26 protein-coding genes and 2 pseudogenes are annotated in these 24,788 nt (G+C 58.2%); 7 read left to right on the top strand and 21 right to left on the bottom strand.

Going from position 1 to position 24,788, the window contains the following annotated elements:
* Positions 1-20 precede the first annotated feature (20 nt).
* Together BD293_RS18980 and BD293_RS23625 are read left to right on the top strand one after the other, a co-directional pair.
* A complete protein-coding gene (locus BD293_RS18980) occupies positions 21-1,007 on the top strand; it encodes a hydroxymethylglutaryl-CoA reductase (RefSeq protein WP_246086399.1) in 987 nt (328 codons plus the stop codon).
* Positions 982-1,512 carry a hypothetical protein gene (locus BD293_RS23625; RefSeq protein ID WP_425467951.1) on the top strand — a complete coding sequence of 177 codons (531 nt, stop codon included), beginning with the start codon at positions 982-984 and terminating at the stop codon, positions 1,510-1,512. The genes BD293_RS18980 and BD293_RS23625 overlap by 26 nt, the downstream gene beginning before the upstream one ends.
* A 444-nt stretch (positions 1,513-1,956) precedes the next feature.
* Here the strand turns inward: BD293_RS23625 and BD293_RS18965 are convergent, their stop codons facing one another.
* From BD293_RS18965 to tnpC, 3 genes are all read right to left on the bottom strand, one after another.
* A complete protein-coding gene (locus BD293_RS18965) occupies positions 1,957-2,934 on the bottom strand; it encodes an IS5 family transposase (protein ID WP_142084997.1) in 978 nt (325 codons plus the stop codon).
* A 171-nt stretch (positions 2,935-3,105) separates the two neighbouring features.
* Positions 3,106-3,471, bottom strand: a complete 366-nt coding sequence (locus BD293_RS18960) for a winged helix-turn-helix domain-containing protein (protein ID WP_142084995.1) — start codon at positions 3,469-3,471, stop codon at positions 3,106-3,108.
* A gap of 57 nt (positions 3,472-3,528) precedes the next feature.
* Positions 3,529-5,211, bottom strand: a complete 1,683-nt coding sequence (gene tnpC, locus BD293_RS18955) for an IS66 family transposase (protein ID WP_142079750.1) — start codon at positions 5,209-5,211, stop codon at positions 3,529-3,531.
* Positions 5,212-5,420: 209 nt separating this feature from the next.
* Here tnpC and BD293_RS18945 point away from each other — a divergent pair.
* A pseudogene (locus BD293_RS18945) lies at positions 5,421-6,373 on the top strand (IS3 family transposase); the annotation flags it as partial.
* Positions 6,374-6,453: 80 nt separating this feature from the next.
* Here the strand turns inward: BD293_RS18945 and tnpA are convergent.
* Positions 6,454-6,912 carry an IS66-like element accessory protein TnpA gene (tnpA, locus tag BD293_RS18940; RefSeq protein WP_142079748.1) on the bottom strand — a complete coding sequence of 153 codons (459 nt, stop codon included), beginning with the start codon at positions 6,910-6,912 and terminating at the stop codon, positions 6,454-6,456.
* A gap of 162 nt (positions 6,913-7,074) precedes the next feature.
* On the opposite strand from tnpA, the gene BD293_RS22810 reads away from it, so the two are divergent.
* Positions 7,075-7,344 carry a hypothetical protein gene (locus tag BD293_RS22810; protein ID WP_170207227.1) on the top strand — a complete coding sequence of 90 codons (270 nt, stop codon included), beginning with the start codon at positions 7,075-7,077 and terminating at the stop codon, positions 7,342-7,344.
* 93 nt (positions 7,345-7,437) lie between these two features.
* Here the strand turns inward: BD293_RS22810 and BD293_RS18935 are convergent, their stop codons facing one another.
* The 16 genes and pseudogenes from BD293_RS18935 to BD293_RS18860 all read right to left on the bottom strand — a co-directional run bounded on the left by BD293_RS18935 (position 7,438) and on the right by BD293_RS18860 (position 21,610).
* Positions 7,438-8,964, bottom strand: coding sequence for an alanine/glycine:cation symporter family protein (locus tag BD293_RS18935; RefSeq protein WP_142084990.1), 1,527 nt, complete (start codon positions 8,962-8,964; stop codon positions 7,438-7,440).
* A 20-nt stretch (positions 8,965-8,984) separates the two neighbouring features.
* On the bottom strand, positions 8,985-9,419 hold the full coding sequence (locus BD293_RS18930) for a universal stress protein (RefSeq protein ID WP_142084988.1): 435 nt from the start codon (positions 9,417-9,419) through the stop codon (positions 8,985-8,987).
* A 50-nt stretch (positions 9,420-9,469) separates the two neighbouring features.
* Entirely contained in the window at positions 9,470-9,697 is a 228-nt protein-coding gene (locus BD293_RS18925) for a hypothetical protein (protein ID WP_170207226.1), read from the bottom strand.
* Positions 9,698-9,982: 285 nt separating this feature from the next.
* Positions 9,983-10,339: a RidA family protein gene (locus tag BD293_RS18920; RefSeq protein WP_142084984.1), complete on the bottom strand. Its 357-nt coding sequence runs from the start codon at positions 10,337-10,339 to the stop codon at positions 9,983-9,985.
* A 19-nt stretch (positions 10,340-10,358) separates the two neighbouring features.
* On the bottom strand, positions 10,359-10,949 hold the full coding sequence (locus BD293_RS18915) for a TRAP transporter large permease subunit (RefSeq protein WP_211841090.1): 591 nt from the start codon (positions 10,947-10,949) through the stop codon (positions 10,359-10,361).
* A 97-nt stretch (positions 10,950-11,046) separates the two neighbouring features.
* Positions 11,047-11,754: pseudogene (locus BD293_RS18910) on the bottom strand (IS5 family transposase); the annotation flags it as partial.
* A 209-nt stretch (positions 11,755-11,963) separates the two neighbouring features.
* Positions 11,964-12,881 (bottom strand): LysR family transcriptional regulator, encoded by a 918-nt coding sequence (locus BD293_RS18905; protein WP_142084981.1) that lies wholly within the window; start codon positions 12,879-12,881, stop codon positions 11,964-11,966.
* An 11-nt stretch (positions 12,882-12,892) separates the two neighbouring features.
* Positions 12,893-14,290 (bottom strand): Glu/Leu/Phe/Val family dehydrogenase, encoded by a 1,398-nt coding sequence (locus BD293_RS18900; protein WP_142084979.1) that lies wholly within the window; start codon positions 14,288-14,290, stop codon positions 12,893-12,895.
* Between the two features lie 302 nt (positions 14,291-14,592).
* Entirely contained in the window at positions 14,593-15,294 is a 702-nt protein-coding gene (locus tag BD293_RS18895) for an RES family NAD+ phosphorylase (protein ID WP_142084977.1), read from the bottom strand.
* Positions 15,291-15,692, bottom strand: coding sequence for an MbcA/ParS/Xre antitoxin family protein (locus tag BD293_RS18890; protein ID WP_142084975.1), 402 nt, complete (start codon positions 15,690-15,692; stop codon positions 15,291-15,293). Before BD293_RS18890 ends, BD293_RS18895 begins: the two co-directional genes overlap by 4 nt.
* A 413-nt stretch (positions 15,693-16,105) precedes the next feature.
* Positions 16,106-16,636: a hypothetical protein gene (locus BD293_RS18885; RefSeq protein WP_142084974.1), complete on the bottom strand. Its 531-nt coding sequence runs from the start codon at positions 16,634-16,636 to the stop codon at positions 16,106-16,108.
* A gap of 612 nt (positions 16,637-17,248) precedes the next feature.
* Positions 17,249-18,241, bottom strand: coding sequence for an MFS transporter (locus BD293_RS18880; protein ID WP_142084972.1), 993 nt, complete (start codon positions 18,239-18,241; stop codon positions 17,249-17,251).
* A gap of 3 nt (positions 18,242-18,244) precedes the next feature.
* A protein-coding gene (locus BD293_RS18875; protein WP_142079576.1) for an IS630 family transposase occupies positions 18,245-19,308 on the bottom strand; the annotation gives its coding sequence in 2 pieces (ribosomal slippage) (positions 18,245-18,820 and positions 18,823-19,308; 1,062 coding nt in all).
* A gap of 171 nt (positions 19,309-19,479) precedes the next feature.
* A complete protein-coding gene (locus tag BD293_RS18870; protein WP_246086396.1) occupies positions 19,480-19,683 on the bottom strand; it encodes an MFS transporter in 204 nt (67 codons plus the stop codon).
* A gap of 9 nt (positions 19,684-19,692) precedes the next feature.
* Positions 19,693-20,028 carry a hypothetical protein gene (locus tag BD293_RS18865; RefSeq protein WP_142084970.1) on the bottom strand — a complete coding sequence of 112 codons (336 nt, stop codon included), beginning with the start codon at positions 20,026-20,028 and terminating at the stop codon, positions 19,693-19,695.
* 16 nt (positions 20,029-20,044) lie between these two features.
* Positions 20,045-21,610, bottom strand: a complete 1,566-nt coding sequence (locus BD293_RS18860) for an RNA repair transcriptional activator RtcR family protein (protein WP_211841089.1) — start codon at positions 21,608-21,610, stop codon at positions 20,045-20,047.
* A gap of 174 nt (positions 21,611-21,784) precedes the next feature.
* Here BD293_RS18860 and BD293_RS18855 point away from each other — a divergent pair, with 174 nt between their 5' ends.
* From BD293_RS18855 to BD293_RS18845, 3 genes are read left to right on the top strand one after another with little or no spacing between them, the layout of a single operon-like run.
* Positions 21,785-23,203 carry an RtcB family protein gene (locus tag BD293_RS18855; RefSeq protein ID WP_142084967.1) on the top strand — a complete coding sequence of 473 codons (1,419 nt, stop codon included), beginning with the start codon at positions 21,785-21,787 and terminating at the stop codon, positions 23,201-23,203.
* 45 nt (positions 23,204-23,248) lie between these two features.
* A complete protein-coding gene (locus BD293_RS18850; RefSeq protein ID WP_142084965.1) occupies positions 23,249-23,605 on the top strand; it encodes a hypothetical protein in 357 nt (118 codons plus the stop codon).
* The gene (locus BD293_RS18845) at positions 23,598-24,113 is read left to right on the top strand and encodes a ribonuclease E inhibitor RraB (protein WP_142084963.1); all 516 of its coding nucleotides are present in this window, start codon (positions 23,598-23,600) and stop codon (positions 24,111-24,113) included. The genes BD293_RS18850 and BD293_RS18845 overlap by 8 nt, the downstream gene beginning before the upstream one ends.
* Here BD293_RS18845 and BD293_RS18840 read toward each other — a convergent pair.
* Positions 24,070-24,672, bottom strand: coding sequence for a recombinase family protein (locus BD293_RS18840; RefSeq protein WP_142084961.1), 603 nt, complete (start codon positions 24,670-24,672; stop codon positions 24,070-24,072). The two genes, BD293_RS18845 and BD293_RS18840, sit on opposite strands and share 44 nt — an antisense overlap.
* Positions 24,673-24,788: the final 116 nt, after the last annotated feature.

Raw genomic sequence — 24,788 nt, 5'->3', positions numbered from 1 at the left:
GATCAAAGACTGAAGACTGAATGACCGCAATCCGCCCTTTGCGGATCAATGGGTTGAACGCCCATGGGGATTTCCATGTACCAATGGCCACCACCGAGGCGGCGCTGGTCGCGTCCTATGCACGCGGGGCCTATGCCGCCACGAAATCGGGGGGCATCAGCACGGCAATCCTGTATGAAGGGGTCATCCGCACACCGGCATTTGTGTTGGAAAACCTGCTGAATGCAGGGCTGTTCGTCGAATGGGTCGTGACCAACGTGGACCAGTTGAAAGCGGCGGCGGAAGCCACGACACGGCATGGCAAATTGGTATCCGTAGAGCCGATGATCGACAATAACGTGGTGTTCCTGATCTGCCGCTTTACGACCGGCGATGCGGCGGGGCAGAACATGGTGACAATCGCCACGAATGCCCTGTGCGATGATATCGTCGCGCGCTGCCCTGTGCCCCTGAAAGCATGGTATATCGAGGGCAATTTTTCCGGTGACAAGAAAGCCTCGTTTCTGGGGCTGGTCACGGGGCGCGGGCGCAAGGTCAGCGCGTCGGTCACGCTGAAGGCAGATGTGGTGGAACGCATCTTGGGGACAACCGTTCAGGACATGCTTGATTATGGGCAGGTCGCAAATCTGGGGGCGCATCTATCCGGGCAATTGGGCGCACAGGCACATTACGCCAATGGGCTGGCGGCGCTCTATATCGCAACAGGGCAGGACGCTGCCTGTGTTGCCGAAAGCGCCATGGGCATCACCCGTATGGAAGCCCGCGGCGCGGATCTGTTTTGCAGCGTGACCATGCCCAACATTCTGGTAGGCTCGGTCGGCGGGGGCACATCGCTGCCCAGCCAGTCGGCGGGTCTGAACATCCTGGGGCTGAAAGGCGCAGGGCACGGGGCAGCGCTGGCCGAAGTGGTGGCCGCAACATGCCTGTGCGGTGAAATCTCGATTGTGGCGGCGATTGCGGCAGGGCATTTCACGCGTGCGCATGAAAATCTGGCGCGCCACAGATGAACCTTGCGGCACTCTGGACTTATCAGAAAGATCGTTTTCCGCTGGTCAGGACAGTACCATTGCTGGCGGTTTTCTCCGCCGCCAGCATCAGCGTATCCGCCGAGATGGCAGGGCGGCCGTTGCCGGGATGGGGCGCGTTTGCGGCAGGCTTCGCTGTGGCAATGCTGCTGTTTTTCCAGATGCGGGTCTGCAGACGTCTCAAAACCCGCGTAACACGCGTCATGTTGTGGCAATTTCAGAAATCGCTACAAACAAAATCAATCACTTAGCGTTTTTTCTGCTGAACTTGGGAGTCCTGAAACGCCGTCGGCAGCGATTCTCCCAGCCGTTGCCCAAGGGCCTGGAGCATTGCTTCGAGCCGCCGGTTCAGTCGGACATCTCCCAGATCGCATCCGGCAGTTTCCGTTTCCACCCAAGTCTGTCCCATGTCTGCACCTCAATCATTTGGTGCCACATGACGAATCATGATCGGGTCATTTCGAGCAAGACCAAGACTGACGGGTGAAGCACACTCGTCGCACCACACTTATGGGTAACTGCAAGTCAAATCGGGTGGTTACTCTTAACGCAACATTAACGCGAGCATAACGCGAGCATAACGCGAGCATAACGCGTCATTCCTAGCTTTGATCTTACCAAAGGTGGGGATGTTAGCACCTTTGGACTTTGAAGCCCTTCAAAAGGAGTAGATAAATGTCCACTGAACATGACAGTCTCAATAATGAACTTGACCAGATCCTTGAGGAACTGGGCGTTACCACCACCAGCGACGATGACAACGAAGCACTTTCCATGCTTAGCGCTGAACTGGACGGGACAGAATTTGACATGGGCGAAAGCGCCGATGTCATGACAATGCTGGGCATCGACGATGACCCAGAGATGCAGGAACTGGGCGTTGTTGCACGGACCTACGATGGTTTGAGTTTGCCCTTACCCGCTCATTTGGTCAAGCGACGACCTCGAACTTGGCACGGCCAAGCTCAGTCATCTTGTTCAGAATGTAGGTGCCGATCCTGGCTTCGGTTTTCTGGTTGGGAAAGCTGCGCGCTTTCAGTTTGGGGCCGATGACCATCTTCCAGCGACCCATTTGTGTTTCACCGCGGCTGCGCTGATTGTATCCGCTGCTCACCTGCCAGGCCATACGCCCGCCTGTGCGTATTGCGGCAATGCGCTGGTCGCGCAGCGTTGGATTGCCCACAGCCTCGGCGCTGAGAACCGCAGTCTTGGGAGGCGGAATAGTGATCTCGACATCAACCCCAAACAGCTTCACGAGCAAGTCGCTGGTCGGGTCGCCGTCATAGGCGCCGTCGGCGATGAAGCGTGTCACGTCCCCGTCAATCTGATCCAGAAGCTCTGGCAAGGCGGTGGGATCACCCACATCATCGGTGGTCAGTTCAGAGCAGGCAATTTCGCCGGTGACAAGGTCCAGCCCAAGATGCAGCTTGCGCCAGGATTTGCGTTTGGCCTTTGTTTTGTGCTTGTTTTCCAGCCACTCGCCTTCGCCAAAGATCTTCAGGCCCGTGCTATCTACCACCAAGTGGATAGGGCCATCCGTCGACGCGCGCGCTTTCATTGGCAAGATCAAACCGGCCCCGCGACGTGACAGGGTCGAGTAGTCGGGCACCAACAAATCCAGCCCCATGAGCTTCACCAGGCTGCCTACAAACCCTTCGGTCTGGCGCAGCGGCTGGTTGTAAACGATGCCAAGTGTCAGGCAGGTCACAATAGACAGGTCAGAATAAACTGGCTGGCCACCCCGTGTCTTGCGGCGCTCTGCACGCCATGCAGCTTCAACCTCGGGGCTTAGCCAAATTGTTACATCGCCCCGCCGACGCAGGCTTTCGTTATAGTCAGCCCAGTTCGTAATGCGGTACCGCTTCTTCTCGAATTTGTGCCGGCGGCCGTCATTGAATTTATGCGGCATCAACGCTATCCAATCGATCAGGGAAACGGCCTCCTAACAGAAACCGTAGGGTCCATGCAACAACGCCGGTCAGGTTGGTTTTGACGGAGGTTTCATCAATAAAGACAAGCCGATCAGGATGCGCTTGCATGGCAGGCAGGTGATGCCTGAACCAGTTCTTACGCCGCTCCTTCACATGAGCGCGCAACCGTTCGGTGGCAACCAGCGACTTTTTTTATATGTGTATCCGAGCTTGCGCAGAAACCGCCCGATGGAGGCCGCGTGCGCGGTAATGCCAGTGGCAGCTTCCAATGCACCGGCAAGTTCTGGCAAAGTGATATCACCATCCTGCGCCACCAATTCTTCCAGCAACGCTTGATGAGAAGACAGCTTCCCATGACCAGGAGGACGGCCTTGGGGCTCCGGCTCAATCGAACCCGTTTCCCGCAGCCTGCGTTGCCATCGCACACCGGTGGCGGCGGACAACTTCAGCCGTGCTGCTGCGGCACGACCGCTCAATCCTTCTACAATACACTGTATGCGCCGTTTCTGACCCATTGTTTTTTTCGATGCGCGCGGGTTGACATGCTTTGGGTTGGCGCGTTTTTGAGCTCGTCAGGGAGTCCCGGGCGAGCTCCTTTGTGAGGCGGCAGCATAGGCCCATGGCATCAAAGCATCGATATCTTTTTCGAGATGCCCATTGGCCAGCTTTGTGTATAGGTCATGTAGATAGGCGTATGGCTCGACGCCATTCATGCGACAAGTTCCGATCAGGCTCGCGAAGCGCGCCCAAGAACGGGCACCGTCATCGTGACCTGCAAAAAGTGTGTTGCGCCTTGTCATTGCGGGGGTTCTGATCGCGTTTTCGACCAGGTTGGAATCCATGTCCACATGACCGTCCTCGAGAAAGAGGCAAAAGCCATCCTGTCGGCTGAGCATATAGGCCAGAGCCTTGCCCAGTTCGGACTTGCGCGACACCCGGCCGGCTTGGGCATTGAGCCAGGCAAAGAATTTATCGACCAGTGGACGGGATTGATCCTGCCGGACGGCCCTACGCTGCTCGGGTGGCGCCCCTCGGATTTCGGCCTCAATCTTATATAGGGCTGCAATTCGCACCAGAGCCTCATCAACGATGGGCGATCCCGCTTTCGGCTGGGCTTTAATCAAGGCTCTTCGCCCATGCGACCAGCAATAGGCCAGTTTCAAGGGCTTGCCACCCACCCGCTTGGGCGTCGCCAATGCGCTATACCCGCCATAGGCATCAACCTGGATTGTGCCGTTGAAGCCGTTGAGGATTTCTGCCGCGTATTCCCCCTTTCGCCCGGGTCGATAGTGGAACACGACACCAGGTGGGGATGATCCGCTCCAACCACGATCATCTCGCAGCACGGCCCAGAAATATCCCGTCTTGGTTTGGCCGCGACCAGGATCAAGTACTGGCGCTGTTGTTTCATCGACGTAAAGCCGCGTGCTGCCCTTAAGCAGAACCATCGCCATGTGATCGACCACAGGGGCAAGCAGTGCCCCTGTGCGTCCCATCCAATCTGACAGGACGGCGCGATCAATTGGGGCGCCATTGCGGGCCATTGCTACGGATTGCCGGTTCAAAGGGTTGAAGTCACAGAATTTGGCTACACTGATATGGGCCAGCAAGGCTTCGGTCGGCCAGCTGTTTTCCAATAGATGCGCAGGAGCTTTGGCTTGGGTCACGCCCGTGCGGCCTTTCGGGCAGGCATACTTTGGACGCACGGTGACGATGACTTGGTACTGGGCGGGAATGATATCCAGCCGCTCCGAGCGATCCTCTCCGATCTTGACCATATCGCCGCAACCACATGGACACGCGATGCTGTCGGGTTCAATCACGCGCTCGACCCGGGGCAAGCCCTCTGGAAGGGCGCGAGGCTTGCGTGGTTTGCGCGGAGCCTTGCTCTTGTTTTGGGATTTTTTCTCGAGCGCGGCCTGAACAGCCTCGATTTCCGCCTGCGTCTCGGCGATGGCGGTCTCTTGATCTTCGAGTGCCAGCTCCAGCTGATCAGGGGTCAGCTTTTCGGATTTGGGTCCGAATTTTGTGCGCCGGTAGTCGGCCACCTGACTTTCCAGCTTCTCGACCAGCGCGGTCAACGTGACAACCAGCGCACCTTTTTCTTCGGCTTCCGCCTGATGATGCAGACGTGCTGCACGCTCAACAGTGACCTCGAACTGGGCCTTTTCGAGCGCTGCTTGCTGCGTCTCGAGGGCCTTGATGACCTCGGACGGCAAGTCAGGAAATCGGCTGAGATCGAGTAGTTTTGACATGACCATTTCTACCAAGAAACGTCAGAAATGGCCAGCAAAATAACACTATAATCAGTGTATTAGTTATCCTGCCGCAGTCGGCGGAGCAACCCGTTTGGGCACCATTTGTCGCCAATCCAGACCTTCGAACAGAGCCTCGTACAGAGGTGGTCGCGGAAATTCGGACCAGTTGCTAAGCTCTGGCAACTGAAGAAGGACGAACAATCGATATGGCGAAACAGAAGCGTTACACGGCAGAATTCAAGGCGAAGGTTGCCTTGGAAGCGATCCGTGAAGAGTTGACGACGGCAGAGCTGTCGAAGAAATATGAAGTACATCCGACGATGATCAACGGCTGGAAACGCACGGCAATTGCCAAGATGGCGCAGTCGTTTGACGCCAAGCCGGTTGGTGAACCAGTGATTTCCGGCAAGGATGTAGAGAAGCTGCACGCCAAGATTGGCCAATTGGTAGTGGAACGGGATTTTTTGGCGGATGCCTCCAGGCTCATTCTCGGGACTGGAGGCAAAAAGCCGTGAAGAAAGATCATCCCAAACTGAGTGTCCGGCGGCAATGCACACTGCTGTCGCTCGCCCGATCGACGCTGTACTATCAGCCCTGCGGTGAAAGCGCGGAAAACCTGAAATTCATGAAGATCATCGACGAGCAATTCCTGAAAACGCCATGGTACGGCTCGCGGCAGATGGCGCGTCATATGCAAAGAGAGGGTCACAAATGCGGCCGCCATCGCGCAAGACGGCTGATGCGGCTCATGCGTTTGGTGCCGATCTATCAGGAACCCAAGACCAGTAAGAAAAACCCCGAACACAAGGTTTATCCATATCTTCTAAAAGATCTGCCCATCACGCGTCCCAACCAGGTGTGGTGTACGGACATTACCTATATCCGCATGCAGCGCGGGTTTTTGTATCTGGTCGCCATCATGGACTGGCACAGCCGCAAGGTGCTGAGCTGGCGGCTGTCCAATACTATGGATGCCGGGTTCTGCGTCGAGGCCTTGAAGGAGGCACTGGCCACCTATGGCCCGCCCGAAATTTTCAATTCGGACCAGGGCAGCCAGTTCACCAGCACCGATTTCACCGACGTTTTGAAAGACGCAAAGGTGAAGATTTCGATGGATGGGCGCGGCCGCTGGATCGACAACCGCATGATCGAACGACTGTAGCGGCCAGACCGTCATGTCCCCGACGGAAGTCCACTGGTTTTGTCGCAATCACAATCGGCAGTCGCTGCCTGCAACAATCACGACACCCCCCGCACCAAACGGATCAATTCAGCCGCGCGCGCCACAGCAGCACTGGCCGGAACGCGGATAATGACATCAGATCCAATCGTCACCGTTATCTCATCACACGTCTCGTCGCGTTCACCGTACCCTGACATGCTGCCAGCGCCCTGTCGTGTCATTGCAACTTCCAATGGCACAAATGCAGGCTCAGACTTATCGGCTGACAGGGTTGCATCACTGACTGCTGTCATGACATCCGCAGGCAGAACCAATTTGCCATCACGCGCCATCCGCCGCCAATCTGACAACTGATGTGGGACAATGTCATAGCGTTTCGCAACGTCCACAACGCGCGCACCAGGTTGAAAACTCTCTGCCACAATCTGCGCTTTCACATCATCTGGCCAACGACGGTTGCCCCGAACAGGCTCAACGAGCCCCAGCCGTCCATCGAATCCACTTCCATCCGCCATAGCATCCTCCAACAATATCAGTCAGAGATTTATCGGCCCGAGACAGAAATGGCGAAAGACCTCAAATCAATGGGACGCAGACGGCGCATACAATACACTCTTGAAACCGCGCACGAAGCGCTGACGGCAATGCTGATGACATAAGACATCCTCCCAAGGAACATGAATCACAAATCAACCTCAAAGGGAATCCATCGATTCACGTTTCAAGCGCGGCGCTCTAAGTGCAACCCGAAGCCTGCGCTGGACATGGACGGTGCCCGCACCGGCGCCGGCACAGGCGGCGATTTCACCTGGACCGAGCCTGTGGCCGTTGTCCAGTATGGTCGCGCCCTTTTCCATCTGTTCTATGAAGCGGTCAAATATACAGCTTCGGGCCTGTTGGGCCTACTTCCGAATGGGACTTCTGAAAATAAAAATCACGCCTTATGATACCTCACCGTTCCAATCAGCCCGACGTCCCTCACTTGAGACATAAATAAGGTGCGTGCTCTCGCACGCACCTTACGAGAGGGTTTTACATCCTTACTTATACGCTTTGATCTGCCCAGATTTTAGCCGCTGCAGATAACTGTTTAACTCGCGCTTTACGATCGGCATCAGAAAATACAGCGCGATGATGTTGAAAATTGCCATTGAGAAGAGCGCCGCATCCGAGAAATCGATCACGGCATCCAGACTGGTGACCGCGCCCACGAAGATGAAGAAGCAGAAGATAAGCTTGAACGCCAGCTCCTTGCCCTCACCCTCGCCGAACATGTAGGTCCAGGCTTTCATCCCGTAATAGGACCAAGTGATCATCGTCGAGAAGGCGAACAGGAACACTGCCAGCGCCAGCGCATAGGGTGCCCATCCGAAGGCAGATCCGAACGCCGCCGAAGTCAACGGCACACCGGCTCCCACACCGTCGACATTGGCGATCCGGCCATTTTCGCCTAGGATATACATCCCCGTATTCGCATCGATCAGCAGTTGCTGCGTGATGATGATCACCAGTGCCGTCATGGTGCAAATGATCACCGTGTCGATGAACGGCTCCAGCAACGAGACAAACCCCTCGCTGATCGGCTCCTTGGTGCGCACCGCCGAATGGGCGATGGCCGCAGACCCGATCCCGGCCTCGTTGGAAAACGCCGCGCGCCGGAAGCCCTGAATGATCGCGCCCACCATCCCGCCGACAATGCCGCTATCAGTGAAAGCGCCGCGAATGATCTCGCTGAAGGCCCAACCGATCATGTCCCAGTTCAGGATCAGAATCGCCATGCCGACAATGAAATAGCCCCCGCCCATAAAGGGCACCACCTTTTCAGTGACCCGCGCAATAGATTTAATCCCGCCCACGATGACCAGAAACACGATCCCCGACAGCACCAACCCTGTGATCCATGTAGGCACGCCCAGAACTGAACTGACCTGCGACGCTGCCTGATTGGCCTGAAACATGTTCCCGCCGCCAAGCGAGCCCAGCACACAGAAGATCGAGAACATTACCGCCATGAACCCGCCAAGCGGCAAGCCGCGTTCTGCAAAACCCTTCTTGATGTAATACATCGGGCCGCCAGAGACCGTGCCATCAGGGTATTCATTGCGATATTTCACACCCAACGTACATTCGGTGAATTTGGATGCCATCCCCAATAAGCCCGCAAGGATCATCCAGAATGTGGCCCCCGCGCCGCCAATGGACACGGCCACGGCCACTCCAGCTATATTACCCAGACCCACAGTACCCGAAAGTGCGGCGGTCAGGGCCTGAAACGGGCTGACTTCGCCCGCATCCTTGGGGTCGGAATATTTGCCGCGCACGATCTGCAAGGCATGCCCAAAAGCGCGGAACTGGATGAAGCCGAAATACAGCGTGAACACCACCGCGCCGGCCACCAGCCAGCCCACGATCCAGGGCACGCCGGTTCCGGGCAGATTGGCAAAGATTAAATTGACAAACCACGTTGTCGACGCGGCAAACACCGCATCCACCTGCTCGGCCAGCGAGGCCTGCGCCGGCGCGGCCAGCACAGAGGCAGCGGCTAGAGCCGCAAAAGAATATTTCATATCAAATCTCCTGAAACCCGTTACGGAACAATCGTGCAAGGGACGAGTGCGGCTTGCGCCAAAGTGCCGGCCACCGATCCAAAGAGCCGCGCTTGCAACCCTTTCTCGCCGGAGCGCCCGACAATGATCTGCGTCGCGCTATATTCCGTCGCCAAATCACCCAGCACCTCAGCCACATGTCCATAGCGCACGACAGTTTCGACTCTTAGCCCCTGTTCGATCAGCTTTATGCGCACAGGCTCCAGAATGACGGTTTCAGCGCGGCCCACTTCCTCGGTGCGCCGCTTGTGCCGCTCGGCCACTTCTTCGGCGCTTAGAAAGGAATATGGGGACCATTCGAGCACATGCGCAAGCAGCAGCCGCGCCTTTGACGCATGCGCGCGCTCCGCCCCAAACTCCAGCGCTCGCTCGCTTGCGGCACTGCCGTCAAAGGCAATCAAATATGTTTCAGACATTTTACCTCTCTTGTCGGGTTTTCTCCGTTGGCTCAGAATACATGACTCTGTCATATTTCTATCAGGATTTTGTCTTTCACCAGCAAAATGCAGTAAATTCGATACTTCTGACTTTCAAAAATGGTAAATGCCATAAAATTGACTATTATTTTGAAGTTATTGGGATTTTTGCCTTTCCGGTAGTGGACAAAACTTGGTGACCTGCCTAGTAGCGTCATGCTGCCTGAAGCATCCTTCATTTCACTGGCGCTGCGGCTTCGCAGAAAGTCATCCATCATCTCTTGACTGACGGATGATCAAACTCGAAATCACCGCGCTGAAGATGTTTCAGTCGCAAATATTTCGGACAGGTAGCCCGGCAGGATGCTGCGATGCATAAGTTGATTTCTCTGGGCTGGTTGAGTGGTGACTATGATGGACTTCCATGACGCGCATTACCCGAATTCCTTGAACCTGTTCGAGTTGTTTTTCTATCTGCACTCCGTCATTCATGCGTGTCATCGGGCCTTGCATGCGCCGATGCTGTTGGTCCCGTTACCTGCGCATCATGCGCTTACAGTGTCTCAGCTGGGCTGTTCGGCAACAGCGGCGGTGACGATGATCTCGACCTTGAGTTCCGGCGCTGCCATACGCGCTTCGCCACAGGCGCGTGCAGGGGCATGACCTGCGGGAACCCAGGCATCCCAGACCGCGTTCATCTCGTCGAAATCGGCCATGTCGCGCAACCAGATGATGGCCTGAAGGATATGCGCGCGGGATGATCCCGCCTGGGCCAGAAGCGCGTCGATCCGCGCAAGGCAGTCATGGGTCTGCTCGGTCACTGTCGATCCGGCGCCGACCTGGCCGCACAGGAATATAGTTCCGTTGTGAATGACAATGCTGCTCATGCGGGTTTTGGTGTTCATGCGAGTGATCGACATCTGAAGATATTCCTGTGAGTTAGATTCCGAGAACGATGGTAGGAAGCCATAGTGATACAATGGGCACGAAGGTGGTGATCAGCACAACCGGAAGATAGGCAAACAGCACGAAAACAAGCGTTGGTGCCAGCATGCCGCCAATGCCCACGCGTCCGATAAGTGCTGCAAAATACAGGATCGGCGCAGTGGGCGGCGTGATCAGCCCCATGCCCAGATTGACGCCCATGATCGCAGCGAACTGGATCGGGTCAACGCCGGCCTGTATTGCGACCGGCAGCAAAAGTGGTGCGCCAAGCAGGATGCCCGAGACATCTTCCATGAACATTCCGATGATGATCAGCATCAGGTTGATCAGCAGCAACAGGATGATCGGCTCAGAGCTGATCGCCAGCAGGCCTGCCATGATCTGCTGCGGCACTTCTTCAAAGGTCCAGAGCCTTGCCAGCGTGGTCGCGAAGAAGATCAGCAGCATCAACACGCCTGCAATCTGGGCGGATTTCCAGATCACGTCGGACAATGTGCTCCAGGTAAGGTCACGATAGAGATAGATCGACACCGGAATCGCATAGACAACAGCCACGGCGGCGGCCTCGGTGGGGGGGGTGGTCACACCCAACAGCCTGTGGATATCTCGTGATTGACATCACCAAATCGGTCAAAAAAGCGACGAACACGTTTGAGTCTCGCCAATAGCGTTACCACGACAGAGGCGGAATAGTGATCTCGACATCAACCCCAAACAGCTTCACGAGCAAGTCGCTGGTCGGGTCGCCGTCATAGGCGCCGTCATAGGCGCCGTCGGCGATGAAGCGGGTCACGTCCCCGTCAATCTGATCCAGAAGCTCTGGCAAGGCGGTGGGATCACCCACACTGTCGGTGGTCAAATCCGTGCAGGCAATCTCGCCGGTGACAAGGTCCAGCCCAAGATGCAGCTTGCGCCAGGATTTGCGTTTGGCCTTTGTTTTGTACTTGTTTTCCAGCCACTCGCCTTCGCCAAAGATCTTCAGGCCCGTGCTATCTACCACCAAGTGGATAGGGCCATCCGTCGACGCGCGCGCTTTCATCGGCAAGATCAAACCGGCCCCGCGACGTGACAGGGTCGAGTAGTCGGGCACCAGCAAATCCAGCCCCATCAGCTTCACAAGGCTGCCTACAAACCCTTCGGTCTGGCGCAGCGGCTGGTTGTAAACGATGCCAAGTGTCAGGCAGGTCACAATAGACAGGTCAGAATAAACTGGCTGGCCACCCCGTGTCTTGCGGCGCTCTGCACACCATGCAGCTTCAACCTCGGGGCTTAGCCAAATTGTTACATCGCCCCGCCGACGCAGGCTTTCGTTATAGCCAGCCCAGTTCGTAATGCGGTACCGCTTCTTCTCGAACTTGTGCCGGCAGCCAGCATTGAATTTATGCGGCATCAACGCTATCCAATCGATCAGGGAAGCGGCCTCCTAACAGAAACCGTAGGGTCCATGCAACAACGCCCGCCCACTGCTTCTTCGCAATCGCGACTATCCCTCCTGAATTTTTCAGTTTCAGGATAGCTGCGCTACATAGATTGAGGCAGAGCCTCGTTAAGGGCAACGCGACAGCCGGACAAGGAAACGTTGCAGCCTCTCCGCGTCGGTCATGGCGCGCCCCCGTTGCGCGTGGCCTCCGCACTCAGCGCCCGCCAGAGCGCTTCGACCTCGGGGGCAAGCGCACGCCGCGGGCGATAGGCGCAGATTTCTACATCTAGCGCCCATTCCCGACCGCCAATCGGGCCGATCAGCGCGGCGGCGGCGGCATCGACGGCAGAGGCGGGCAGCCAGCCCACGCCGTGGCCTTCCGCGATCACCTCCTTGAGAACGTCCGACATGTCGCATTGTACGGTGATCTTGTAGCTTGGCTCGGCCTCGGCGCGTTCGAGGATATGGTCGAATAGCCGCATGAAATAGGCGCGGTGCGAATAGGCGACGAGGAGAAAGGGCGCTTGTGGCGTACCGGGAAAGCCGAAAGCGGCACGCCGTGCCGGATCGAGCACGGCATAGGGCGCAAAGAGATCGCGGCGCACCACCAGCCGTTCCTGCGCCTCAGAATGGACGGGGCTCGGCAGGGCGAGGCTGTCGTGGCACAGCAGGATATCCGCATCGCCCGCCAGATAGCGCGCGGTAACCTCGTGGGTATTGCCGACGCTGACCGAGAAGGACGAGCGCACCTTGCCCCCCAACATCCGCAGCACGGTTTTGAAATCCGACCGCGCCAGAACGTTGGGAATGGCGATGCGCACCTGACTCATCAGTTCGAACTGCTTGCCACGGATTTTGGCCCGCGCACCCAGCAGGCGTTCGACCGAGGCGGCGGCTTCCTCGCGGAACTGCGCGCCCGCCTCGGTCAGCCGCACTGGGCTTGCCCCTTTCACGATCAGCGCCGTTCCGACCCAATGTTCAAGCGACTGGATCCGTCGGCTGAAAGCAGCTTGCGAGACGTTGCGGAACTCTGCCGCGCGCGTGAAATTGCGCATCTCGACTAGTGTGAGGAAATCTTCGAGCCAGCGAATATCCATGGCCTGCCCTTCTACAACCCGATTGCGCGATAGTAGTCGGCTATCCGGGCGATGGAAACGGCATAGGCGGCGGTGCGCAGGTTGCCTGCCGTGCTGACCGAATGGGCGGCGATCTCATTGAAGGCGCGGGCCATGATCTCTTCGAGCCCCGACCGCACGAGGTCGATTTCCTGCGTCTCGCGCGCGATCTCGTGGCGCAGGTCTTCGGCCAGCGTGCGCCCGGCCACCTGTTCGAGTGCATTTATCATCGACACCCCGGCGCTGAGCTTCTGGCGCTTTTCCATCAGCCCGAATGGTAGGTGAGTGATGTTCTTGACCCATTCGAAATAGCTCACCACGACCCCACCAGCATTCACATAAAGGTCGGGTAGGATGCACACGCCCTGCGCCAGCAGCCGCGCCTCGGCCCCCGCCGTGATCGGCCCGTTCGCCGCCTCGACAATTAGTTCGTAGCGCATCGCGTCACAGTTCTGCTCGGTGATGGCGGCTTCGCGGGCGGCGGGAATCAGGATATCGGCGGCCATATGGGTCAGCCCCTCGTGGCTGGGCAGGCTCTGCGCACCCGCAAAACCGCCGATTGTGCCGTTTTCGCGCCGGTGCTGTGCTATAGCCTCGACATCCAGCCCCGCCGGGTCGAAGATCGCCGCGTCATATTCGACAATGCCGGTGATGCGCGCGCCGTCCTCGGCCAGAAACTTCGCGGCGTGATAGCCGACATTGCCAAAACCCTGAACCACGACGGACAGCCCCGCGATGCTTTTTTGTCCCGCCACCGGCGGCATGTCAGGATGGTCCAGATAGGCGCGAATCGCATATTGCACGCCTCGTCCGGTAGCTTCGATCCGGCCCTCGATCCCACCACGCGAGACCGGCTTGCCGGTGACGCAGGCATTGACGTTTATCGCGTCCGAGCGCCCCATCTTGCGGTATTCATCCGCGATCCATGCCATCTCGCGCTCGCCCGTTCCCATATCGGGCGCGGGCACGTTCCGGCCCGGGTGGATCAGGTCGCGCCGCGCCAGTTCCTGCGTGAAACGGCGGGTGATACGTTCCAGTTCGTCCTCGCTCCAGTCCGCCGGATTGATCCTCAGCGCGCCCTTCGAGCCGCCGAAGGGCACGTTCACCAGCGCGCACTTCAGGCTCATCAGCGCGGCAAGCGCCTCGACCTCGTCCATCGTTGCATCCGGTGCGTAGCGGATGCCGCCTTTGGCCGGTTCGATATGTTCCGAATGGACCGAGCGCCAGCCCTCGAAGCTGTGGATGCGCCCGCGCAGCTTGACGCCGAAGCGCACCGTATAGGTGGAGTTGCACTGGGTGATCCGTTCTGCCAGACCGTCAGGCAGCGGCAGATGCGGCGTGGCATTGGCGATGAAACGTTCGACGCTGGCAAAGAAGTTGTGTTCGGTCATGGTGGCCCACTGGGTTTCGGTTGCCCCGCTGCATCGCGGGTGTGGGCGCAGCCAAGCCCGGTTGGGTGGCGAAAGTCTAATGCCGTTTCTGCATAGGCAATGCACAGGCCGCATGACAGCGCCGGTGCCGCGCGGCGATATTGGAGAGCACCGTAAAGTGTGGGGCAACAATCTTGAACCTACGGATGGCCGCTGTGTGTAAAGCTTCAGTTGTCTTTGAAATAGGTGGTGCGATTGCGCTGCAAATTTGACTGCCCCACACTTTACGGTGCTCCCCCAAAAAGCGCATGCGCTGTAACTCGTCAGCCAACAGCCGTAATCGAATAGTGCGGCGTCCCATCCCAAACAAGATCCCAGGATACGCCCGGCCGGACGTTCTGGAGCGCGTGCGGCTCGAAGCAGACCAAGCAATTCCCGCCCGGCGCAGGCGCCCGGACTGAGGGGTAGATGAGGCCCCGTGATCCAGCCCGACGGAGCTGCTGGGCCAGGCTTTGGCCCTCGGGATATCCGACAGCCGGATCCCGAAGCAGTGCGGGATGGCCCGGCTCGTCGGTCATGTCGTCGAAGACGCCGATGAAATCTGCCAGCAATTCCACATAGCGAGCGCTGTCATGGAAGCTGCCGGTAAAGCCGAGTTCGCGCGTGCGGTGCCAGGCCACTTCGCTGACGGACACCATCACATCCCATGCGCAATACCACGCGCCGCGATCATCGGTGTTGAAGCGGTTTCCGCCGACACGGGTGTAAGTGAAGGCGGCGTTGACATGACTGTCGCCATAGATGCGCAAATCGCGGCTGCGGCGTTGCCAGGCAAGCTCGCGCGGGTCCAGATGCGGGTTACGCCCGCGCTCGGCCAAAAGACGGCCGCTGGTCATGCCCTCAATCTCTGCCAGAATCTCCATCTCGTCATCAGTATCGATGAGACCGCGCAAAGATGGCGGCTTGTGGTAGGTAGCGGGCAGAAGACGAACGAGACCGCGATCAGAAACCTCGGTCTGCTTCATGCCCCACCACGCAACGCATCCAGATAGGTCCGCACCGCGAGAATTTGCGGCAAGCCCCCGTCGATGGCGGTGTCAACCGGACGGCTACCCCCGAACAGCGGCCCTGTGTTCGGTCGGGTGAACCAGCTTCGCGCGAGCGGCTCGGAGAAGTAGAGTTCGAGCGATTTGTAGATGCCAATCACCGCACTGAGCCGCAGCAGTTGATCCTTGGTCAGTTCCCCCGCGAAATCCGGCTTCTTGGCGCGCTTCCAGGTGCTCTCTGACATGTCGGCAAGGCCAGCTGCTTCCTTGAGGCTGAGACCCCAGGCATCGGCCACACGAGCATAGGCTTTCAGCGCGACTGCGTTGATCTGTGCGGGTTCCCGGGTTTTCTCTGCAACGTACATGGCATCCTCCATTGACCTCAATATAGGCCATATGACCTCATTGTAAAGATCAAATGAACCTAGCGCAGTCTCACCCGAAGCGGCGCCCGGCTTCCGTGAAGGTGTACTCGTTCACGATGATCCCCTCCTCGATGGCCTCGTCCGAGGTCAGATGGTCGTATTCGCACTGCCAGCGGGCCATCTCAGGGTCATTCTGCCCATATAGGGGAGTTTGTGACCGTGCATTACCCTTACCATCGAGAGCACCGTAAAGTGTGGGGCAGTCAAATTTTCAGCGCAATCGCACAACCCATTTCAAAGACAATTGAAGCTTTGCGCACAGCGGCCACCCGTAGGTTCAAGATTGTTGCCCCACACTTTGCGGTACTCTCCAGACTGAGGCAGAGCCGATTTCAGGGCTACGCGACAGCGGCATGGCAAACTGATCAGTTCATCAGGCTCGCGATAACCTTTCCCACCTTGGGGTGATCAATGGTATCCAGCACAGCAATCACGACTTCGCACCATTCGGGTTTTTGACGCCCGAGCTGCCCAAGCCGGATGATGACATCCTCATTCGCGACAAAGCTGAGAGCCTCAAGCAGGGGCCGACTTGGCCGAACCAGCATCTCGCAGAGTAGCATATCGCGTGCCGCTTCTTCTCCAGCCTCGGCAAGGGTGATCGCTGCCGCTCGGCGGACCTCGCGTACAGGGTCCGTTAGGCTTGCATAGATGTCATCCCGCCCAAGACCGGATATTACTGCCAAACGCAGGGCCGCACAGCGCACATCTGCCTGTTTGTTGCGCAGACCAGCCTCTACCATTTCCGTTGGAAGCGCCGCCCCATTTGCTGCCGCCGCGCGGACCAGGAAAGGCTCAAAGCAAGGCAGAATCTGCCCCTCGACCATGATCGCGTCCAGCAAGCATCGATCTGCGGTTTCGACCGCCATTGTGAGGATGATCTCTTGTTCAACCATGGGTCTCTCACCCCCAAAGCCACGAAAGCGGCACCACAGCTTGATGGCGGCCTCTTGCCAGCCCGCTGGTCGCCGTTTGATTAGTTCAGCGCCCAGAGCCGAGACGGCGGCCACCGACGCCCTTGGAAACTCTGTAAGCAAGCACTCGTCGCTCATCTCCTCGGGTGGCACCGACGGGGCGGCAGCGGGTTTGTGTGCGGCTATGGTATCAGCGGGCGTCACGGGCTCTGACGGCGAACAATCCGGTGAAAAAAGGTCGAGCTGGACTTGGTTAGAGGGTGGTATGATCTTGCGCATATAATGATCCGAGTGTCGCGGGTGCCCATCATTTATTATGCTTTGGGCGGCATGTCATGTCGATGGGATTGAATATCAAGGGGGCATTGGGGGCGCACGCAGGCTTTGGCACGCTAAACAAGGCCCAACTGACGGGCTCGCGAGTCGTGACACGATCAAGCGACCGGCCCATTGTCGCCGATCAGGACGACCACAATGCTGCGGCGCAGCTCCCCAGAACCGGTACTCGTGCACTGCGCAGCATTTTGTACCCCGAATGTCGCTGATGCGGACCTTGCGGACGGCCGTCCAGCCACCGACCAATCGGATCACAGCTCAAGCTGTATCAAACCGGAGACGCGCAGCGGCAAATACGATCAGCAGACCACAGACAGCAGCGGCAACCAGATATGGGGCGTGAAGTGCATCGTTTCGCCCGATGACCGGAGTCAACACTGCTACCAACGCCCCCGCGCCCATGGCACCGAAGGGCATCGCCCCCCAACCGAAGAACCTGTAGACTGAGTTCACCCGGCCCAGCAGATCGTCGGGGATCAGGCGTTGACGGTAGCTGACCGTCACCACATTCCACAGCATCCCTGCCGCAGCTTGCAGAAACAGGGCAAAGCCCGCCACTGCCGGTGAACCGAACAGACCGAGCAGCAAATTAACAATAGCAAAGATGCCGAGCGCGGTCAGAAGGCTGCCCCTCATACCAAGACGCGTAGCTAAAGCGGGGGCAAGCAGGCCACCGGCCACCCCTCCCATCGCGCCGAAAGTCAGCAGCACCCCGTATCCCGTCGCGGACAGCGCCAGAACTTCCTGCGCGTAAAGCACTAGGATCGTCATGCCTCCTATGAAAACGGCGTTGATCGCACCCAGCATGATTGCCAGACGCAGGATCAGCGGATTGCGTCGCATCCATCCCAAACCTTCCAGCAGGGCAGGAAGAAACCGGGCAGAGACCGTAGTTTTCCGAGGCGGCAGGGCGATCAGCCAGATCAGCGCGGCGGACAGGGCATAGATCGAGGCGTCCACTCCGAACGGCAGCGCGACTGAAGATGCGATTAGCAGCCCTGCTACCGGCGGCCCGATGAACTGTCCGGTGACCTGCTCGGCGCTCCACATTTGGCCATTGGCGCGCTCCAGATCGCTATGCGCGACGATGGAGAGCAGGACGTTCTGGGCGGCGTTGTCGCGGATCACTTCGGCAGAACCGAACAGAAAGGCGATAAGTATCAGCGGCAGGATGGCCCCGTTGCCGGAACCCGGCGGGACAGACAACGCGGTATGAGATACTACCATCAGCAGGGTAATACCAATCAGCATTGATCAGAACTCTTGAGCCCAGTCGCGGGTTCCAATGGAGGTGATTGTGTCGGGCATGCTGACCAATTTGTTCCAAGCCTTGCAGCAATGATCTACGATGTCTTCATAGGTTTCGAAGATGAGGTTTGATAGCCAGTTGTCTCGCATGAATTGCCAGATGTTTTCGACTGGATTGAGTTCTGGGCATTTTGCGGGGATCGGGATGATGGTGATGTTGTCCGGAATGACCAGCTTGTCAGTCATGTGCCATGCGGCTTGATCCACGAGCACAGCCCCATGTGCTTTGGGTGCGACAGTTTGGGAGATTTCAGCAAGATGCAGGGCCATCGCTTCGGTATTGCACGCTGGCAGCACAAGACCTGCAGCTTTCCCGAGGGCTGGGCAAATCGCTCCAAAGATGTAGCTTGAACTCGTGCGCTGATCATGTGGGGCGGAAGGTCGCGTACCGCGCTTCGCCCATCGGCGCGTGATCTTGTTTTTCTGGCCGACACGCGCTTCATCTTGGAACCAGACTTCGATCACAGTGCCTTGCAGGAGCCGTGCGCGGAGCTTTGCTACTGCGGCTGCAAACCCTTTTTTTTAAAGTCCTCCAGTGCGGCTGTATCTTGCGCGTGATGGCGCGGGCGTGCTGTGAGTTTGACATAACCAAGCGCCCTGAGTTCCCGGCTTATCGACGTCTCGTGAAGTGAAATCCCAAATGTGTCTGCAATCCATTTCCTCAGATCACTCAGGCGCCAGCGGACGACCCCATGGACCGATAAGGTCGGACCGCTCTCAACAATTGCAGCAAGCGCCCTGCGCTGCTCATCGTTAAGCTTAGACTGCTGACCAGGAGCTTTGCCGTTGATCAAGCCGTCAGGCCCGCGGGCATTAAACCGCTCCACCCAGTCACGGACAATTTGTAGGCCAACACCACCAATCCGAGCAGCATCGCTGCGCCGACCGCCATCATAGATCTCCGCCAGCGCCAAAAGCCTGCGGGCTTGGTTGGCATCCTTTGTCTTTCGCGCAAGTTCTCTCAACTTCATGCCGTCGTAGTCTGTCCGTAACGCGAGCGCTGCGCCCATAGAGAGGCCCTCCCCAGAAAATCTGACGCCATTGAGTCAGATCTTCATAGATTTGGGAATCCCAAAACCCTCAGAAGAGTCAGATTTCGCGAGACTTGGTATAAGGGCCATCAAAGACATCCGTATCAGATCGGCGCGCACCATCAGCAACCTTCGATCCGCGCGGTCGGTCTAGACCCCGGCTGGCAGTGCGAACAGAAGCCATGGCAGGCGCTGAGCAGTGGCGACCGCCGCGATCAGAAGTGGGTCGCTCGTCAGCATGGTCGCCAGCCAAGGCAGCGCGACCATCGCGATTCCATCACCGAGGTTCGAGACCGAGCTGGCCGAGAGAAGCAGGCGATAGTCGCGATTGGTTATGACGAGATATCTGGACATGAAAAACCTTTAAACATGTTTCTCATACCGAGCATAGCGATTGCATCGAGCGGAAGGAAAGGTCTCCAAGCCGCCCTGCGGCAGTGCAGCATGGCCCGCCGACTCTTCGAGGTCGACCATCGACACACTCGGCCCATTGCCGACTTTCAGCCTTGCATTCATGCCGCGGCGCAGCATCACCGAGCCGGCCATCCGTGCGGCCCACAGCATTTTCCATTTTGCAGTGCGCCGATGCTGGGCAAGCCGGACACCCGCCCGATTTGCCCACTGAGTTGTCGCTAGAGCAAGAAGAGTCCCAACCCTTCGATCAACTGCCGTTTCGTAGCTGCTGTAGGCGGGTCGCATGGCGATTGAGCATCCTCTACAAATCCATCTGGACTTTCGCCCAATCCAGACCGAAACGCGCCAGGTATTTGCGCAGCCTGTCTGCATCATTCTGGCTGGTCTTGCTCTGACGTGAAGCGGCGAAGAGCCGCCTTCCTGCTGCCGAAATACTGGCGCTTTCGCGGCAGGCGCGCAGTACGGCGGCCAGTTGTGCGCGGTCGAATTCGTCGAACGCGTCGGGATCCGGCAGTACTTTCGCCAAGAGGGCTGCATCAGGATCAGACTGGGACACAGCCCATTGCGTTCGCAGGCGCGCGATCTCGGCCTGCACCATCGGCAGGGTGATGCGCCCGCGTTCGGCCAACGTTGCCATGCGGTGAACCGAGGCGCGCAAGTCCCGTAAATTGCCGGGCCAGAGCGTTGCGGGATTTGTCGCGAAGCGCAGATAGGCGTCTTGGGCATCCGTATTGAATCCCGTCTTGCGGTCAAGATTATGCTCGCTTTGGCCAATCAGATCCAGCACATGCGCCTGCATGTCACATTTCCGTGCCCTCAGCGGCGGCAAGTACAGGGCCCATTGTGACAACAGCGCGGCCAGTTCCGGGCGCATCGCGCCGCCGGCAACCGCTGCCGCTGGGTCATCGGCTGTCGTTGCAATCAGATGGAACCGGCTTGTCACCTCGGCATCCGATCCGACAGGGAAATAGCGCCCAGTCTCGACGGCCTGCACAAGTGCTGCCTGAAGATCAGGTGCGAGTTCATCCACACGATCCAGAAGCAGCACGCCGCCATCCGCCTCACGCAGCAGTCCCGCGCGCTCCTGCCTGGCCATGCCGCGCCGCTGGCCCAGAAGCGCCGCGAGGGCGGCATCTCCGCGCAGTGTGGCGCAATTCACGCTAACCAGCCGTCCCTTCACGCGTCTGCGGATCAGCTTCAACTCGTGCAGCCGCGCGGCAAGGACTGATTTGCCCGTGCCAGCCTCGCCCACAAGCGTGATCGGCGCATCGGAATGGCTGATGATCAGATCAAGTTCTGCAGCAAGCGCCAGCATCTCGGGGCTTTTCGTTTCCACGCCACCAAGCAACAGCGCGGAATGTTCGCGCGCCGCCGCTTCGAACCGGCGTTGCAGGGCATTGTAGCGCGCCAGATCAAGGTCGATGATATCGAGTGTGCCATTGGCTGTCTTGTCATCGCGCGGCGGGCCGGTCTGGATCAGTCGCGCCGGGATGTGACGGCTTTCAGTCAGCAGGAACCAGCAGATCTGCGCCACATGCGTGCCGGTGGTCAGGTGGATGTGATAGCGCTCGCGATCCTCGTCAAAGCCGTAATCCTTCGCGAAATCATAGAGCTTGCCATAGACTTCCTGGAAGTCCCACGGATCGGCCAGATCAATCTGGACCAGCCTGACTTCGGTTTCAGATGAGAGGCGTGCGATATCTGCCGCGACTTGGCAGGCCAGATGGTAATGACGCCCATCATGGATCAATTCCAGCCGATCAACGCCAAAACCATCATGCGCGCAAAGTTGGACGGATGGCCTCCATCCGCGCCGTTTGCCGCGATCGAGTTGCGTGCCGAGGAAGCCAATGACCACGTTGCGCATGATGTGTTATCCAAAGTTATAAAATACGCTACTATGGGATAGTAGCGAACGAGGCGAATTCCTGCAATTCAAGATTTATGTAAACAATATCATATATTTGCGTGATTTTCTTGCTTTTCTTGTGTCGCGTGGAGCGCCCTTTTATCTGGATGAGCACAAAGAAGGAGTCTCCAGATGTCGAGCGCTGCCACAATACCTGACACTGCCGTTACAGGCACAGAGTTGATCGACTGGGGCCACAAGCCTGGCCCGCAATTTCCTGCCCTGCTGGAGCGCGCCAAGGCTGCGCAGGCCAGCGGGCTTTGCCTCGCCGACATCCGCGCGATGCTGACCGCTGATCTGCCACCCCCTGACCCCGAGCCGCTGGCGCTGCAAAACGCAGGCGATGTGGCCCTTCATATCAATATCCGCGCCGAGAATGGCGATGAGCAGGACAATATCGCCAAGGTTCTGGAAACCATGGCCGCTGTGATGCGCACGCCCACGGTCACGGCGGGCGCGATCATGCCCGATGCCTGTCCGGCAGGGCCTGTTGGCACGATCCCTGTTGGCGGCGTGGTGGCGGCGCGCAATGCGATCCATCCGGGCATGCATTCCGCCGATATCTGCTGTTCGGTGATGATGACCGATCTGGGTGAGGTGGACCCGAAAGCAGCACTTGATGCCGCGCAGGCGATCACGCATTTCGGCCCCGGTGGGCGGACGCAGGGCAAACGCTTCACAGTTTCGCTCGATCTGCTGGATGCGTTTCGCGCCAATCCGTTCCTGGACAGCCAGCGCATGCTGCACGCAGCACAGGCTCATATGGGCACGCAGGGCGACGGGAACCATTTCCTGTTCATCGGGCGCTCAAAGGCGACAGGGCGCGTGGCGATGGTCACGCATCACGGCTCGCGTGGGCCGGGCGGTTTGCTGTACAAGGCAGGCATGCAGGTGGCCGAGCGGTTCCGCAAGGTGCTTTCGCCTGCGACGCTGAAGCAGAACGCGTGGATTCCGGCGGATAGTGACGAGGGCATTGCCTATTGGGACGCACTGCAACTGCTGCGCCGCTGGACCAAGGCCAACCACAATGCGCTGCATCAGGCCGTGGTCGAGGCTACGCGTGCCACGTCAGGCGACCGCATCTGGAACGAGCACAACTTCGTCTTCAAGCGCGGCGACATGTTCTACCACGCCAAGGGGGCAACCCCAGCATGGGACAGCTATGCCGAAGATGCGACGGGGCTGACGCTGGTGCCCTTGAACATGGCCGAGCCGGTGCTGGTCGTGAAGGGGCGCAATGCGGCGCATGGGCTGGGCTTCTCGCCGCATGGCGCGGGGCGCAACTTCTCGCGCACCGAGCATCGCCGCCGGATGGGCGAGAGAACGCCCGCGCAGGCGCTGGCCGCTGAAACGCAGGGGCTGGATGTACGTTTCCACTGCGGCGGGGTGGACGCGTCCGAACTACCATCGAGCTACAAGCGCGCGGGCGCGGTTGTTGACCAGATCCGCGACTACGCGCTGGCCGATGTGGTCGACATGATCGAGCCTTATGGCTGCATCATGGCCGGTGACGTGCCGCCCTTCTGGGCGAGCAAACGCCAGCGCCGGTAACATTCCCCCCGCCTGTCATGGGCGGGGGCTTGCGCGGAGGCATTGATGCAAGACACAATTGATTTTCTGATCCACGCGCTGATCTTCGCAACGGTCGGCATCAGCGCGGTCATGGTCCTGAGCCTGTTCTTCAAATTCCTGCCGCGTATTGGCAGGACGCCCGCCAGCGTCACGCTGCAAGAAGCGGGTGACCTGTTCGGGCGTGACCGCCGGTATGATCTTCTCTTGTCCTCTGGGCAAAGCATTGAGAACGTGGCGTTTCACGGCATGGTCACGACCGACGATCATGACCAATGGCCCCTGCGTGGTCTGGCGGCATTTCACCGCACTGACGGTGGGCGGGTTTTCGTGCGGCTGGATGCCGTGCGCGTGTTTCAAGAGAGGATAAGTGCAGATGATTGAACATTTCCTTTACGGCACGCGAGCAAAGCTCAAAGCCCTGCGCGCAGCCCTGCCCGATGGGCTGACCACCCGCGACATCAGCGGCGGGCTTGTTCTGCGCGAAGAGCTTGGCGCAGAAGACGACTTGGATGACGCCATATTAAGGATCGAAGCCCTCGCCGCGGCGCATGGTGTCGAATATGACGGGCATGGGGAATGGCTTGGCGAAGACCCCGAGGGCGTCGGCAAGGGGCTTGATATCCTGTCCCAGAGATTCACCAAGCGCACCGGCATTAAACCCGGTCACGGCTTTGCCTTTAACCTGCCGGACGGGCGGTATGGCCACGCGATTTATGTCGGCAGTGACCGGATGGGCTATGTTCTGCTCGATATCAGCACCCTGGTCACAGATCAGCCCGCGAGCCCGGATAAGCTACACGCGGGGTCCATCCCAACAAAGGTACGTAACCCACCACAGGATTTAACTACGTTTGGTGGACTTCGGCATGGTCCGCGCGTAGCTGTTTGATGCGATCTGTTGGGAAGTATCTGTAGAACGCTGTTCGTCCGATCTTGAGCTGATCGATTACATCTCCGATGAACGGGTAGTTTTCAGTGTCTTTGAGCATTGCCTCGGCATGTTTGATGGTTTGCTCATTCATAGCCCTTGGCCGTCCACCCCGTCGCCCACGTTTTGCAGCAGCCTTAAGACCGGCACGGGTATTTTCGACAATCAGTTCCCGTTGAAATTCATCAAAAGCAGCGGTCATGTGGAAGAACAACCGACCTTCGGGTGTGCTGGTATCTATATTTTTGGTAAGCACTTTCAATGCGATGCCACGTTCCGCGATATCTGCGGCGGTTTTGATGACTTGCGTCAGGGATCGCGCCAAACGCGATAATTTCCACACAACCAGAGTGTCGCCTTCCCGTAGATATTCGAGGGCTGCTTTGAGTTGGGGACGTTCCCGGTGAGAGCCGGATGCTTTCTCTATGTAGATTTTTTCACAACCCGCAGCCTGCAATGCATCCATTTGCAAAGCAGGGTTCTGATCCATGGTTGAGACACGAGCGTATCCGATGAGCATGATATTTGTTCTTAAAACCTATTTACACAACCGTATCGGAACTCGTGTTTCAGAACAAGGAAACTGTGTATGATTGACTAGCTTTAATCCCGTTTTGCATTCTGACGTGTTGGCAT

This window comes from Roseinatronobacter monicus (assembly GCF_006716865.1).
In the GTDB taxonomy this organism is placed as follows: domain Bacteria; phylum Pseudomonadota; class Alphaproteobacteria; order Rhodobacterales; family Rhodobacteraceae; genus Roseinatronobacter; species Roseinatronobacter monicus.
Note: the sequence above shows the minus strand (reverse complement) of the source record. Positions and strands in the feature narration are given on the sequence as shown.

Bases quoted from the DNA above. Each gene is read 5' to 3' on its own strand.
- BD293_RS18880 (WP_142084972.1), bottom strand. From the start codon at position 18,241: ATGCTGATTGGTATTACCCTGCTGATGGTAGTATCTCATACCGCGTTG.
- BD293_RS18860 (WP_211841089.1), bottom strand. From the start codon at position 21,610: ATGCGCAACGTGGTCATTGGCTTCCTCGGCACGCAACTCGATCGCGGC.
- BD293_RS18845 (WP_142084963.1), top strand. From the start codon at position 23,598: ATGATTGAACATTTCCTTTACGGCACGCGAGCAAAGCTCAAAGCCCTG.
- BD293_RS18855 (WP_142084967.1), top strand. From the start codon at position 21,785: ATGTCGAGCGCTGCCACAATACCTGACACTGCCGTTACAGGCACAGAG.
- BD293_RS18980 (WP_246086399.1), top strand. From the start codon at position 21: ATGACCGCAATCCGCCCTTTGCGGATCAATGGGTTGAACGCCCATGGG.
- BD293_RS18960 (WP_142084995.1), bottom strand. From the start codon at position 3,471: ATGGGTCAGAAACGGCGCATACAGTGTATTGTAGAAGGATTGAGCGGT.
- BD293_RS18865 (WP_142084970.1), bottom strand. From the start codon at position 20,028: ATGCGACCCGCCTACAGCAGCTACGAAACGGCAGTTGATCGAAGGGTT.
- BD293_RS18905 (WP_142084981.1), bottom strand. From the start codon at position 12,881: ATGGATATTCGCTGGCTCGAAGATTTCCTCACACTAGTCGAGATGCGC.
- BD293_RS18850 (WP_142084965.1), top strand. From the start codon at position 23,249: ATGCAAGACACAATTGATTTTCTGATCCACGCGCTGATCTTCGCAACG.
- BD293_RS18870 (WP_246086396.1), bottom strand. From the start codon at position 19,683: ATGTCCAGATATCTCGTCATAACCAATCGCGACTATCGCCTGCTTCTC.
- BD293_RS18920 (WP_142084984.1), bottom strand. From the start codon at position 10,339: ATGTCGATCACTCGCATGAACACCAAAACCCGCATGAGCAGCATTGTC.
- BD293_RS18930 (WP_142084988.1), bottom strand. From the start codon at position 9,419: ATGTCTGAAACATATTTGATTGCCTTTGACGGCAGTGCCGCAAGCGAG.
- BD293_RS18890 (WP_142084975.1), bottom strand. From the start codon at position 15,692: ATGGAGGATGCCATGTACGTTGCAGAGAAAACCCGGGAACCCGCACAG.
- BD293_RS18885 (WP_142084974.1), bottom strand. From the start codon at position 16,636: ATGGTTGAACAAGAGATCATCCTCACAATGGCGGTCGAAACCGCAGAT.
- BD293_RS18935 (WP_142084990.1), bottom strand. From the start codon at position 8,964: ATGAAATATTCTTTTGCGGCTCTAGCCGCTGCCTCTGTGCTGGCCGCG.
- BD293_RS18925 (WP_170207226.1), bottom strand. From the start codon at position 9,697: ATGATGGATGACTTTCTGCGAAGCCGCAGCGCCAGTGAAATGAAGGAT.
- BD293_RS18965 (WP_142084997.1), bottom strand. From the start codon at position 2,934: ATGCCGCATAAATTCAATGACGGCCGCCGGCACAAATTCGAGAAGAAG.
- tnpC (WP_142079750.1), bottom strand. From the start codon at position 5,211: ATGTCAAAACTACTCGATCTCAGCCGATTTCCTGACTTGCCGTCCGAG.
- BD293_RS22810 (WP_170207227.1), top strand. From the start codon at position 7,075: ATGAATCACAAATCAACCTCAAAGGGAATCCATCGATTCACGTTTCAA.
- BD293_RS23625 (WP_425467951.1), top strand. From the start codon at position 982: ATGAAAATCTGGCGCGCCACAGATGAACCTTGCGGCACTCTGGACTTA.
- BD293_RS18840 (WP_142084961.1), bottom strand. From the start codon at position 24,672: ATGCTCATCGGATACGCTCGTGTCTCAACCATGGATCAGAACCCTGCT.
- tnpA (WP_142079748.1), bottom strand. From the start codon at position 6,912: ATGGCGGATGGAAGTGGATTCGATGGACGGCTGGGGCTCGTTGAGCCT.
- BD293_RS18895 (WP_142084977.1), bottom strand. From the start codon at position 15,294: ATGAAGCAGACCGAGGTTTCTGATCGCGGTCTCGTTCGTCTTCTGCCC.
- BD293_RS18900 (WP_142084979.1), bottom strand. From the start codon at position 14,290: ATGACCGAACACAACTTCTTTGCCAGCGTCGAACGTTTCATCGCCAAT.